This window comes from Allobosea sp. LC85, from assembly GCF_000735605.1.
GTDB lineage: Bacteria > Pseudomonadota > Alphaproteobacteria > Rhizobiales > Beijerinckiaceae > Allobosea.
In genome coordinates, this window is sequence record NZ_JPKG01000028.1 from 81,843 (window position 1) to 94,393 (window position 12,551).

The following is a 12,551-nucleotide window of genomic DNA, read 5'->3' on the forward strand; positions in this document are numbered from 1 at the left end:
AACTCACGCCATCGGCAGCGACAATAGACCCCGCGCCTCTGCGACGGAGGCCACGTGGCGATTGTAGCCGCCTGCCATCTCGGCGATGCGCTTCACGAGGGCGGCATTGGAAGGCGCGAGCGTGTCGCGATCGAGGCGGACATTGTCCTCCAGCCCAGTACGGCAATGGCCGCCGAGTTCGAGCGACCAGCGGTTCAGCGTGATCTGGTCCCGCCCGATTCCGGCGCCCGTCCAGGTCGCGTCGGGCGCCAGCCGCTTCAATGTCGCGATGTAGAACTCGAACGCAGCGCGATCGACCGGCATCGCGTTCTTCACGCCCATCACGAACTGGACATGCAGGGGCCCCTTGATCGCGCCCGCGACGCCCATCTCGGCAGCCTTGAAGATCATCGAGAGATCGAAGGCCTCGATCTCGGGCTTGACGCCGTGGGCCAGCATCTCGGCGGCCAGCCAGTCGACGAGATCCGGGCTGTTCTCATAGACCCGCGTCGGAAAATTGCATGAGCCAGTCGAGAGCGAGCACATCTCGGGCTTGAGCGGAATCATGCCTCCGCGTTCCCTGCCCGCTCCCGAGCGCCCGCCAGTAGAGAACTGCACGATGATGCCTGGGCAGTGCTTGCGCAGCCCCTCGAGCAGACGGCCGAAACGCTCAGGATCGGAGGTCGGCGTGCCCTCGTCGGTACGGACATGACAATGCGCCAGCGTCGCCCCCGCTTCAAAGGCCTCCTGCGTCGACTCGACCTGCTCGGCGATCGTGATCGGAACGGCGGGATTGTCGCGCTTGGTCGGCAGCGAGCCGGTGATCGCGACGGTGATGATACAGGGTGTCGTCATGGCAGCGCCTTCATGCATGCGTGGGCGCGGGCACGGTGATCGGCCGGGAAAGGCGCGCCTGCGCGGTCAGACGGATGCCCGCATTGGCAGCGCCATAGCCACCATAGCCATTGCGCTGGACGATCTCGAAGAACAATCCGCCATCGAGTGTCGCGGTATAGGCCTGCCAGAAATCGCCGCCCGCATCGCGGTCGTAGAGAATGTTGAGCGCCTTCAGCGCATCGATCTCCTCGGGAAGCAGATCGGACCGTGCTTCGAGGTCATCGTAATAGTTCTCCGGGATCGGCAGCATGGCGACGCCATTGGCCACCAATCGCTCGATGGTCGCCCGGATGTCGTTCGTGGCGAAGGCGATATGCTGCACGCCGGAGCCGAAGAAATCGGTGATGAAGCGGGCCGACAGCGTCCGGTGGCTTTGCGAGCCATTGAGAATGAGCCTCAGGCCATGACCCGCCTCGCCATCGAGTCCACTCTCGATGACCTGGCTCTGGACGACGCCGCCGGGATCGATCACCGCCTGGCTCGGCGTCTTCGTCGTCTTGAACAGCGACGAGTAGAACAGCAGCCAGGTCAGCATCTCCTCATACTGCATGCTTTGCGAGATATGATCGACACCGACCAGTCCGGCGCTTGCACCATCCGCGCCGGTGGGCTCGAAATCCACCTCCGACCAGCGCCCCAGGGCGGAAGACTGATCCAGGAAATAGAGCAGGCTGCCGCCAAGTCCGCGCACCGCCGGGATGTCGAGTTCGCCCGGCCCGACCGCACCGGCATGAGGCACATCGAGCAGGGCGGTCGCGCGCTTGGTGGCCGCGCTGGCATCTGCGACCCTCAGCGCGATCGCGCAGACCGAGGTCCCATGCATGATCTGGTAGCTATGGGCGAAACCGTCGCTGTCGCTGTTGAGCACGATGCGGATATCGCCCTGGCTCCAGAGATCGACATCCTTGGAGCGATGCGCACCGACACGGCTGAATCCGAGCGCACTCAGAAGGCGCTGGAAGCCAGTGCGCTCGGCCTCGGCGATGGCGAACTCGATGAACTCGACCGCTTCGACAGGCTCCGGCGCCGGCATTGCGACCGCGCCGGGCACCGGCCGGCCGAGTTCCCGCGCTGTCTCGTCAAGCAGCCAGAGCAGCGAACGATGGCCGTCGAGCGCCACCGAGCGGGCGGAACCCGCCCGGAACCGGTCGTTGAAGATCTCGAGCGACAAAACACCATCATAGCCGGTCGACACGAGCGCCCTCATGAAGGCCGCCAGATCGAGATCGCCCTGCCCCGGCAGACAGCGCCAGTGGCGGCTCCAGGAGAGATGATCCATCTGCAGTTTGGGGGCATCCGCCATCTGCACCATGAAGATCCGGTCGCGCGGGATGGTGCCGATGCTGGCGGGATCGAGCCCGCGCGAGAGGATGTGGAAGCTGTCCAGGATGATGCCGACATTGCCGCGGCCGGCCCGGCGCACGATCTCCCAGGCGTCGCGATAGTCGAAGACATGACGTCCCCAGGCCAGCGCTTCATAGCCGACGCGCAAATCTCGTTTGGCAGCCCGCTCGCCAAGCTCGGCGAAATCGCCGGCGAGCCGGTCGATGCCGCTCAAGCCCTCGGGCGAGACACTCGAGCAGACGAAGAGCAGGTCGGTCCCGAGCTCCTGCAGGAGGTCGAATTTCCGCTCCGCCCGGTCGAACGTCCGCGCCCGCCGCGCATCAGGCATGCCCTCGAAATCGCGGAACGGCTGGCAGGTCACGATCGCGAGCCCGAGATCGCTGCAGATCCGGCGCACCTCTGCCGGCGAGCCCGGAAAGGCGATCAGGTCGTTCTCAAAGATCTCGACGGCACGAAAGCCGGCGGCTGCAATGGCTTCGAGCTTCTCCTGGAGCGTACCGGAGACGCAGACAGTGGCGATGGAAGGGATCATGAGCGCGTCTCCTCGTAGCCGAGCCGTGCAACCGAGCGCAGATCCTCCGATGTCGTCGTGGGGAATCCGAAGAACTCGAGATAGGCCGGGATCTGCTCGAACAGCATGTCGACGCCGATCTGGAATGCGCAGCCACGGGCGCGAACGGCGGCCAGGAAGGGGGTGATCTCCTGCTTCATCACCACCTCCCCGACAAAGGCCGAAGGCGCGATGCGCGCGACGTCCATCGGCAAGGGATCGCCTGCCTTCATGCCGAGCGGCGTCGCATTGACCAGGATCTCGAACCCAGCTGGATCATTCGAGCCGACCGTAACGACCAGCTGCGGATAGTGCTTGCGAAGCCTATCAGCGAGACCGTTCGCCAGAGGCGCATGGCTATCGAACAGGCCGAGTGCCGCGACGCCTGCCTTGGCGAGCGAGGCCGCGATTGCCGAACCGACGCCGCCGGCGCCGACGACAAGCGCGCGCGCGCCTTCGAGCTCACGGCCCTTGCCGCGTACGCCTCGCACGAAGCCCTCCCCGTCGAACATGTCACCGACCAGCCGGCCATCGGCATCCAGCCTGACTGCATTGCAGGCTCCGGCAATCGCGGCCGTGGTTTGGACCTCGTCGACCAGCGTGGTTGTCGTCACCTTGTGCGGCATGGTGACGAGGGCGCCGTGAGCATTGGAGAGCCTGAAGAAGAGCCGGAGGAAAGCCGGATAGTCATCCGCCTTGCAGCCCATCGGCACCACGATGGCGTCGATCCCTTCTCGCTCGAAATATGGGTTGTAGATCATCGGCGCCTTGAAGCTCTCGGTCGGATAACCGAGATGGGCGATGAGTTTCGTCGTGCCGCAGATCATGACGAACTGGCTTTCCTACGTGTTGATCTCGGCAGCGACGCTGACGGCCGTGCCCGAGCGCGCGCTCGCCAGGATCGCATCCAGCGTCACCGCGATATCGATGGATTCCGCCAGGGTCGCGCCGGTCCAGTGCTCGGGCCCTTGCCGCACCAGTTGCTCAAACGACTCCGCTTCCGCCAGGAAACCATTGCCCGGCACAACCTCGATGGTCTCGGGTGCGGACTGGATGGTCGTGCCACGCCGGATCGTCAGCACCGGCGGCCCGCCAAGTGGCGGATGGTTGAGATAGGTCGTCTCGATCGTCCCGGCCTCACCCGCGATCAAGGCGTGGCGATGATAGGCTGTGGCGAAGCTGCATGAGATCTGCGCAAGCGCTCCGCTCGGAAACTCCAGCGTGGCCGCAACGCTGCGATCGACGCCGGTTTCGCTCCAGCGCGCCGTCGCACTGATGCGTTCGGGCCGTTCACCTGCGGCAAGAAGCGCCAGGCTGACGGCATAGCTGCCCGCATCGAGCAGAGCGCCGCCGCCGACCTCGGGTCTCAGCCGAATATTCGCCGGGTCGGAGAAGGCGACGCCAAAGCTTGCCCGGATAAGCTGAACCCTGCCGATCGCGCCCGCGCTGAGCAGTTCGCGCAGTTTCAGCGTCTGGGCTTGTGCGCGGTAGGGATAGGCCTCGACGAGATGGCGCCCGTGCTGCCGCGCAGCAGCGACCATGGCGCGGGCCTCAGTCGCGTTCATCGCCAGCGGCTTCTCGCAGAGCACGTGCTTGCCGGCTTCCATGGCCCGGATCGACCATTCCGCATGGAGTGAGTTCGGCAGCGGGTTGTAGATCGCGTCGATCTCCGGATCGGCCAGCAAGGCTTCATAGGAGCCATGGAAGCACGGAATGCCGCATTCCTTCGCAAAGCGTTCGGCCTTCCCGGCATCGCGGCTGGCAACGGCAGCGACCGTGACGGTCTTCGACGGCGCGACACCGCTCGCAAAGCTGCGCGCGATATTCGCCACACCGAGGACGCCAAGACGCAGTGGTTTTGATCGCAGATCGCCCATGCCGGCCTCCTCCTCAGTGCTTGCGCAGGATCTCACCGAGGAACTGCCGGGTACGCTCGTGACGTGGCTTGGTGAAGAACTCGGCCGGCGGCGCCTCTTCGACGATCGCTCCGCTCGCCATGAAGATCACGCGGTCGGCCACCTGGCGCGCAAACCCCATCTCGTGGGTGACGCAGATCATCGTCATGCCCTCCTCGGCGAGCCCGGTCATGGTGTCGAGCACCTCCTTGACCATTTCCGGGTCGAGCGCCGAGGTCGGCTCGTCGAACAGCATGACCTTGGGCTGCATGCACAGGGCCCGCGCGATCGCGACGCGCTGCTGCTGGCCGCCGGAGAGCTGGGCCGGATATTTTTCCGCCTGCTCGGCGATCTTGACCCGGCCGAGCAGGCGTCTCGCCGTGGCTTCGGCCTGTGCCTTGCTGGCGCGAAGCGACCGCATCGGCGCCAGCATGCAGTTTTCCAGCACCGTCAGATGCGGAAACAGGTTGAAGTGCTGAAACACCATCCCGACTTCGCGGCGAATGGCATCGATGATCCTGGAATCATCGCTGAGCACCGTCCCGCCGACGCGGATCTCGCCCTTCTGGTAGGGTTCGAGATGGTTGATGCAACGGATCAGGGTCGATTTCCCCGATCCTGACGGCCCGCACAGGACGATCTTCTCGCCCTGGCGGACCGACAGGTTGATGTCGGTCAGGGCCTTGAACTCGCCATACCATTTCTCGACGCCAGCCATTTTGATCATGGCTTCAGCCCCTTGAGCGGGTGCAGTCGCGGACTGGCTGTTCATGGCCTCTGCTCCGATTGGTCCTGGCGCGTTCAGCTTGCGGTGAAGGAGATGCCTTCGAGGCTGTCGGGGAACTTGTGGACGGGGACCTTCATCCACTTGTCGTAGATCTTCTGGAGCTCGCCATTGGCCCTGATCTTGTCGATGAAGGCGTTGATCGCGGCATTGATCTCCTTCTCGCCCTGCCGGGTGCAGGCACCGTTGTAGAGGTTCTGGAATTCGAGCTTGTTCTCGAATTCACCCGGCCGGGCCTGCTCGATGCGCTGGATGTAGAAGATGTTGCCGCCGAGCGCCTGGACCTGGCCTGAGACCAGCGCCTGGATGCTGGGGGCATCGCCGTCATAGCGCCGGATCGTCGTGCTGGCCGGCGCGTTCTTGGTCACCTGGGTGTCCTGGGCTGCGCCCTTGGCCACGCCGATCGAGAACTTCGCCATGTCCTCATTGGTCTTGATCACCGCCGATTTCGGCCCGATCAGCACGATCGTGTTGGCGACATAGGGCTTGCTGAACTGCACGACCTTGGCCCGCTCCGGCAGCATCGCCATGGTCGCAAACAGCACATCGACGCGCCCCGTGGTCAGGGCGGGAATGCGGTTGTTGACCTCGAGCGGGACGAACTCGACGGGGACGCCGAGCTCCTGGCCGAAGAGCGCGGCGATATCGGCATCCAGCCCATCCTGCTTGCCGGCGCTGGTGACAAAGCCCCAGGGCGGATTGTCGCCCTGGATGCCCACCACCAGCTTGCCCTTCGCCTTGATCTCCGCCGGCGTCACCGCCAGCGCAGGCCGCAGCAGCAGGCTCGGCGCCGCAAGGCCAACCGCGCCGGCCAACAGAACCTGACGGCGGTTGGGCAATCCCGTGTTCGAAGATGTCATGTCTCGCTCCCTTGGTTGATCTTGCTTGGTTGATCTTGCCTGGTTGAACGTGCCGGGCTGCTTTGGCTTGATGCCTTGATGGTGTTGCCGGCTTCGTCAGCGTGTGGCCGCGGCAAACTGGCGTTCCAGCCGCGCGCCGACGAGCGAGAGCGGCCAGCACATGACGAAGTAGAGAGCCCCCACGATCCCGAAGACGAGCAGAGGCTGGAAAATCTGGTTCGAGATGATGTTGCCGGCCCGCGCCAGCTCGGTGAAACCGACAATGGCGGCCAACGACGTTCCCTTGATCAGCTGCACCAGGAAGCCGATGGTTGCCGGCAGCGAAATCCGGATCGCCTGCGGCAGGATCACATCCTTCATCCTGGAGACATAATTCAGGCTCAGCGCCTTGGCCGCCTCGGTCTGTCCCTTCGGCACGGCTTCAATCGAGCCACGCCAGATTTCGCCGAGATAGGCGCTGGCGTGCAGCGTGAAGCCGATCGAGACGGCGACCCAGGAGTCGAGTTTCAGCCCAATCAACGCCAATCCGTAATAGACCACGAAGAGCTGCATCAGCAGCGGGGTGCCCTGGAAGATGGCGATATAGCCTGACGTGACACGCTCCAGCAGCGGAATGCCGGACGTTCGCGCCAGCGCGACGCCGAGCCCGAAGACGCCGCCCCCTACGAAGCCGATTACCGAGAGGGCGATGGTCCATTTCAGCCCAATGAGGAGGAAGAGGAATTCGTTTGCACCCATGACGATCTCCTCACTTGACCGGGTAGCTGAAATACCGGCCGGAGATGAGCCCGAAGAAGCGCATCATCAGCCAGGATATGACGAGGTAGAACAGCGTCACCGTCCCGTAGACCTCGAAGCTCCGGAAGCTGTCCGACTCGATCCGCTGCGCGACGGAGGTCAGCTCATAGGCGGAAATCGCGGAGGCGACGCTGGTCGTCAGCGTCAGCAGCACGAACTGGCTGGTCAGCGAGGGAAAGATCGCACGCAGCGCCGGCCTCAGCACGATCAGCCGGAAGACCTGCGCCTTGTGCAGGCCAAGCGCGAGGCCGGCTTCGATCTGACCCTTGCTGATCGACTGAACGCCGCCACGGATGATCTCGATGGCATAGGCGCCGCCATTGATGCCCAATGCGATGATCGCTGTCGGTGTCGGGTCGAGCCGCACACCCAGGAGCGGCAGCGCAAAGTAGATGAAATAGATCTGCACCAGGAAGGGCGTGTTCCGGATCAGCTCGACGAAAGCCATCACCAGCCAACGCAGCTGCTTGATCCGCGAGTCGCGCAGCACGACGCCACCGATGCCGATGACGATGGCCAGCGCCATCCCGCAGAGCGACAGGAACAGCGTTCCCAGACAGGCTGTCAGAAGGCTCGGCAGCCCATCCAGTACAGGCGTGAAGTCAAGCTTGTAGTTCATGGCGTTTCCCTGAGCGGCCGACCTTCTACGTGTCGATCCGAGTCCCGTCTTTGGCGGTAGCGCCTCTGGGTGGGCGCCTTGAGTGTGAGCGATGTGGGCGCCTTGAGTGTGAGCGATCGTTTGACTTGCGCGATCGCCTCCTGATGTTAAATGTACGAAGCGGTTCAATTGGTCAAGTCAATTGAACTGAACGGTTCATTTACTGCCGCACAGTCGGCACCGGGGTCGGTCCATGCTTGGAAGCCGCAAGACGAATGAGAAGCCGGCCGCGCCAGCGCGGCCGGCTGGCGCCCGCAAATCCGCAAGCTGGACCCAGGACCCCGACGGCGTCCGCCGCAATATCCTGGCGGTCGCGCGTGACGAATTCGTCGAGAACGGACTGAGTGGAGCGAGGGTCGACGAGATCGCGGCGAAGACCTCCACCAGCAAGCGGATGATCTACTACTATTTCGGTGACAAGGAGGGTCTCTACCGGGCCGTGCTCGAGGAGGCCTATGCCCGGATCCGCAATTTCGAGCGCAGCCTCGATCTGGCTGCCCTGCCCCCGCGTGATGCGATCGTGTCGCTGACGGGGTTCACCTTCGACTATCACGCCGATAATCCGGATTTCGTCCGCCTCGTCATGGTCGAGAACATCCACCATGCCCGGCATCTTCAGAGCTCTGCCAAGATTGCCGATCTCAACCTCTCGGTCATCGACATGATCGGCGAGGTCTATCAGCGCGGGCTGCGCGAGGGGGTCTTCCGGGAGGGCCTCGACCCGATCGACATCCATCTGACGATCAGCGCGCTGAGCTTTTACAATGTCTCCAACCGGGCCAGCATCCTGCAGGTCTTCGGGCACGACATGGGCGCGCCGGAAGCCCGCGCGCGCCGACGGCTCAGCGCTATCGAGACCGTGCTTCGCATGCTCTGCCGCTGACCGCATGGCGCACCGGGATCAGTTGCGCCCGACGAGACCGGCCATGGCCTGGATCGCAAGTTCGTACCCGGCCGCGCCGAAGCCGATCAGGATGCCGGTCGCAGTCCGGGAGATCAGCGAATTGTGGTAGATGCTCTCGCGGGCATGCACGTTGGAAATGTGCAGCTCGATCTTGGGCCCATCGAACATCTTGAGGGCGTCGAGCAGCGCGACTGAGGTGAAGGTGTAGCCGGCCGGATTGATGATGATCCCGCACGCCTCGATGCGGGCCTGGTGCACGTTCTCCACCAACTCGCCCTCGAAGTTCGTCTGGCGGAAGTCGATCTCGAACCCCAGAGGCCCGGCCTTCTCGATACAGCGCAGTCGAACCTCCTTGAGCGTGGTCGTTCCGTAGATCGCGGGTTCGCGCTGGCCGAGCAGATTGAGATTGGGGCCATTGAGGACGTAGATGCGATTGCTCATGTCGATATCCTTGGCACCCCGCCACACAAGCGTGGCAGGGAGCGTGCGGGCCGGGTTCAACGCGGCCGGCCCACAGGCAAAATCTGAAGGCACTGGCGAGCAGCGCGCTCAGCTTGCGGTGAAGGAGATGCCTTCGAGGCTGTCGGGGAACTTGTGGACGGGGACCTTCATCCACTTGTCGTAGATCTTCTGGAGCTCGCCATTGGCCCTGATCTTGTCGATGAAGGCGTTGATCGCGGCATTGATCTCCTTCTCGCCCTGCCGGGTGCAGGCACCGTTGTAGAGGTTCTGGAATTCGAGCTTGTTCTCGAATTCACCCGGCCGGGCCTGCTCGATGCGCTGGATGTAGAAGATGTTGCCGCCGAGCGCCTGGACCTGGCCTGAGACCAGCGCCTGGATGCTGGGGGCATCGCCGTCATAGCGCCGGATCGTCGTGCTGGCCGGCGCGTTCTTGGTCACCTGGGTGTCCTGGGCTGCGCCCTTGGCCACGCCGATCGAGAACTTCGCCATGTCTTCATTGGTCTTGATCACCGCCGATTTCGGCCCGATCAGCACGATCGTGTTGGCGACATAGGGCTTGCTGAACTGCACGACCTTGGCCCGCTCCGGCAGCATCGCCATGGTCGCAAACAGCACATCGACGCGCCCCGTGGTCAGGGCGGGAATACGGTTGTTGACCTCGAGCGGGACGAACTCGACGGGGACGCCGAGCTCCTGGCCGAAGAGCGCGGCGATATCGGCATCCAGCCCATCCTGCTTGCCGGCGCTGGTGACGAAGCCCCAGGGCGGATTGTCGCCCTGGATGCCCACCACCAGCTTGCCCTTCGCCTTGATCTCCGCCGGCGTCACCGCCAGCGCAGGCCGCAGCAGCAGGCTCGGCGCCGCAAGGCCGACCGCGCCGGCCAACAGAACCTGACGGCGGTTCAATTTCGACTTGATCATTCTCGTTCCTCCCCGGGATGGCCGTTGCGGCTCTGCCGTTCTTTAGGCGCCTCTCTGGCGACCTCACGAGCACATTACATCTAGCGAAGCTGTCATCAACTGATAATATAATGATCATCCGATGATATTGATTTCAACCGTCACTCATTGGTTCTGGCGCGGAGGCTGCACGCGTCGTAGGACGGCCCTCTCGAAACAGGTGCGCGCAGGGTAATGGCGGACATCGTGACGGATTTTGCAGGCGACGAGGTCGCGCCCATCTCGACCGGCGAACAAGCCTACGAGCGCATCCGCTCGGACATCGTTTTTGGGCGTCTCCGCCCCGGCCAACGCCTGCCTTTGGAGAAACTGCGGACAGCCTATGGCGTCGGCATCGGCACCTTGCGCGAAATCTTCAGCCGGCTCACCCCGGAAGGCCTGGTCACGGCGGAGGGGCAGCGCGGCTTCCAGGTTGCTTCGTGCTCGGCCGAGGATCTGAAGGAGATCGCGGCACTTCGGCTGCTGATCGAGAAGAGCGCACTGGCGCAGTCATTCCATTCCGGCGACATGGAATGGGAAGGCCGCGTCGTCGCCGCCCATCACAAGCTGGCGCGGATGGAGGCGAGCCTGCTCGCGGGGGACCGCACGCAGGCGGAGCGGTGGAAGCGCTATGACTGGGAGTTCCACCAGGCCCTGGTCTCGGCCTGCGGCTCAAAGGCCCTGCTGAATGTCCATTCCGGCGTCTATGACCGCTACCTTCGGTACCAGATGGTGTTCGTGATCTTCCGCGGCTCTGTCGCAGCCGAAGAGCACAAGGCGCTGCTCGATTGCGCGCTGAGGCGGGACGCGGCGGAGGCTCAGGTCATTCTGGAACAGCACATCCAGGGCTGCCTCGACTTTGCCTTTCAAAATCAACTGATTACCTGATCCACTGGATGCCATTGGCTCGGCCACGGTGCTGTTGGCGACAACAGCGGCGGCACCGGCATCCGGAGATGGCGCGTATTCATGTCACGCATGGACGGATTTGCCGCGGACATCGTAACCAGAACCGGGGCGACTTTGGCTCCTCTATCTCTGGCAGGTGCAAGACTTATGGCTTCCTCCGACTCGTTGGCCGCGGTTTTCGAGCATATCGAGGCGAACCGCGCCCCTTTTCTTGATCGTCTGATCGATTATCTGCGCCACCCGAGCATCAGCGCGGAGAATATCGGCATCGCCGAAGTCGGCGAACTGCTGGTCAAGATGCTGACGGATATCGGGCTCGAGACCGAACTGGTGCCCACCGAAGGGCACCCCATGGTCATCGGGCGCTGGGAAAAGGCGCCAGGCAAGCCCACCGTGCTGCTCTACGGCCATTACGACGTGCAACCGCCTGATCCGCTCGACAAATGGCTTTCGCCGCCCTTCGAGCCGACGATCCGTGACGGCCGGCTCTATGCGCGCGGGGTCGGCGACAACAAGGGCCAGCATTTCGCGCAGATGATGGCGATCGAATCGCATCTCAAGGTGCACGGCACGCTTCCCTGCAATGTCATTCTGCTGCTGGAAGGCGAGGAAGAGATCGGCAGCCCGCACATCGCCGACTTCGTGCGGGTCAACAAGGACAAGCTGAAGGCCGATCTCGCCGTCACGGCCGATGGTCCCCGTCATGCCAGCGGTGCGGCCGCAATCAAGTTCGGTTCACGCGGCGTGATCTCCTTCGATCTGCGCTGTCGCCACGCCAATCGGGATGTCCATTCCGGCAATTTCGGTGGCGTGGTGCCCAATCCGATCTGGACGCTCGTGCACCTGCTCGGCACCATGAAGAATGCTGAGGGCGAAATCACCATCGCGGGCCTTCACGACGATATTGAACCGCCGACTATGGAGGAGCTTGCCGCAATCGAGCGCCTTCCCCGCGCCGCCGAGGCAGTGAAACAGAGCCTTGGGCTGAACCGCCTGGACGCGCCGGCCGAGCGGCCCTTCTACGAACGCCTCTGCTTTCGCCCGACTCTGACCATCAACGGCTTCCACGGAGGCTATGGCGGGCCTGGCACCAAGACCGTGCTGCCGAACGAAGCCTTCGTGAAATGCGACATCCGCCTGGTCGAGGCACAGGACCCGGAGGACATTTTGCGCAAGGTCGCGGACCATGTGGCCAAGCATGCGCCGGAAGTCGAGTTCATCGCCCAGGATAGGGGCATGCAGCCCTCGAAGACGCCCATCGCATCACCCTTTACGGCGCCGTTGCGCCAGGCCTTCGTCAAGGCCCAAGGCGAGGAGCCGCTGCTGATCCCCGCGGGGTTCGGCAGCCTGCCGGGCTATGTCTTCACCAAGATCCTCGGCATTCCCGCCTTCGTCACCCCCTACGCGAACCCCGACGAGGCGAACCATGCGCCGAATGAAAACCTGACACTCGACTGCTTCTACAGCGGACTTCGCACCGGCGCGGCGCTCCTGCACGAACTCGGTCAGTTGCAGGAGCCCTGACAAGTCAAGCCGGACGGGTTGCAGCCCGTCCGGCCTTCACCGGCAATC

General features: G+C 63.7%; 13 protein-coding genes. 3 read left to right on the forward strand and 10 right to left on the reverse strand.

The features are described 5' to 3' along the window. Nucleotides 1–3 precede the first annotated feature (3 nt). The 8 genes from FG93_RS13945 to FG93_RS13980 form a co-directional block, all read right to left on the reverse strand. Nucleotides 4–834 carry a 3-keto-5-aminohexanoate cleavage protein gene (locus FG93_RS13945; RefSeq protein WP_043235578.1) on the reverse strand — a complete coding sequence of 277 codons (831 nt, stop codon included), beginning with the start codon at nt 832–834 and terminating at the stop codon, nt 4–6. A 10-nt stretch (nt 835–844) separates the two neighbouring features. Next, nucleotides 845–2,752: a bifunctional sugar phosphate isomerase/epimerase/4-hydroxyphenylpyruvate dioxygenase family protein gene (locus FG93_RS13950; RefSeq protein WP_043235286.1), complete on the reverse strand. Its 1,908-nt coding sequence runs from the start codon at nt 2,750–2,752 to the stop codon at nt 845–847. Further along, nucleotides 2,749–3,597 (reverse strand): shikimate dehydrogenase, encoded by an 849-nt coding sequence (locus tag FG93_RS13955; protein WP_043235289.1) that lies wholly within the window; start codon nt 3,595–3,597, stop codon nt 2,749–2,751. Before FG93_RS13955 ends, FG93_RS13950 begins: the two co-directional genes overlap by 4 nt. Nucleotides 3,598–3,612: 15 nt before the next feature. Beyond that, nucleotides 3,613–4,647 (reverse strand): Gfo/Idh/MocA family protein, encoded by a 1,035-nt coding sequence (locus FG93_RS13960; RefSeq protein WP_043235291.1) that lies wholly within the window; start codon nt 4,645–4,647, stop codon nt 3,613–3,615. Between the two features lie 13 nt (nt 4,648–4,660). Next, the gene (locus tag FG93_RS13965) at nt 4,661–5,392 is read right to left on the reverse strand and encodes an amino acid ABC transporter ATP-binding protein (protein ID WP_043235294.1); all 732 of its coding nucleotides are present in this window, start codon (nt 5,390–5,392) and stop codon (nt 4,661–4,663) included. A gap of 74 nt (nt 5,393–5,466) precedes the next feature. Next, nucleotides 5,467–6,309, reverse strand: a complete 843-nt coding sequence (locus tag FG93_RS13970) for a transporter substrate-binding domain-containing protein (RefSeq protein WP_043235296.1) — start codon at nt 6,307–6,309, stop codon at nt 5,467–5,469. Between the two features lie 96 nt (nt 6,310–6,405). Continuing rightward, nucleotides 6,406–7,047, reverse strand: coding sequence for an amino acid ABC transporter permease (locus tag FG93_RS13975; protein WP_043235297.1), 642 nt, complete (start codon nt 7,045–7,047; stop codon nt 6,406–6,408). A gap of 10 nt (nt 7,048–7,057) precedes the next feature. Then, nucleotides 7,058–7,726: an amino acid ABC transporter permease gene (locus tag FG93_RS13980; RefSeq protein WP_043235299.1), complete on the reverse strand. Its 669-nt coding sequence runs from the start codon at nt 7,724–7,726 to the stop codon at nt 7,058–7,060. A 232-nt stretch (nt 7,727–7,958) separates the two neighbouring features. Between FG93_RS13980 and FG93_RS13985 the strand changes: the two genes are divergently transcribed. After that, complete coding sequence (locus FG93_RS13985; RefSeq protein ID WP_043235302.1) at nt 7,959–8,648, forward strand: TetR/AcrR family transcriptional regulator; 690 nt, start codon at nt 7,959–7,961, stop codon at nt 8,646–8,648. Nucleotides 8,649–8,666: 18 nt separating this feature from the next. Here the strand turns inward: FG93_RS13985 and FG93_RS13990 are convergent, their stop codons facing one another. Next, nucleotides 8,667–9,110 carry a type II 3-dehydroquinate dehydratase gene (locus FG93_RS13990; RefSeq protein ID WP_043235580.1) on the reverse strand — a complete coding sequence of 148 codons (444 nt, stop codon included), beginning with the start codon at nt 9,108–9,110 and terminating at the stop codon, nt 8,667–8,669. 108 nt (nt 9,111–9,218) lie between these two features. Next, nucleotides 9,219–10,052: a transporter substrate-binding domain-containing protein gene (locus FG93_RS13995; RefSeq protein ID WP_043235303.1), complete on the reverse strand. Its 834-nt coding sequence runs from the start codon at nt 10,050–10,052 to the stop codon at nt 9,219–9,221. 225 nt (nt 10,053–10,277) lie between these two features. Here FG93_RS13995 and FG93_RS14000 point away from each other — a divergent pair, with 225 nt between their 5' ends. Together FG93_RS14000 and FG93_RS14005 are read left to right on the forward strand one after the other, a co-directional pair. Then, nucleotides 10,278–10,958: a GntR family transcriptional regulator gene (locus FG93_RS14000; protein WP_244448614.1), complete on the forward strand. Its 681-nt coding sequence runs from the start codon at nt 10,278–10,280 to the stop codon at nt 10,956–10,958. Between the two features lie 168 nt (nt 10,959–11,126). Then, on the forward strand, nt 11,127–12,503 hold the full coding sequence (locus FG93_RS14005; protein ID WP_043235308.1) for a M20/M25/M40 family metallo-hydrolase: 1,377 nt from the start codon (nt 11,127–11,129) through the stop codon (nt 12,501–12,503). Nucleotides 12,504–12,551: the final 48 nt, after the last annotated feature.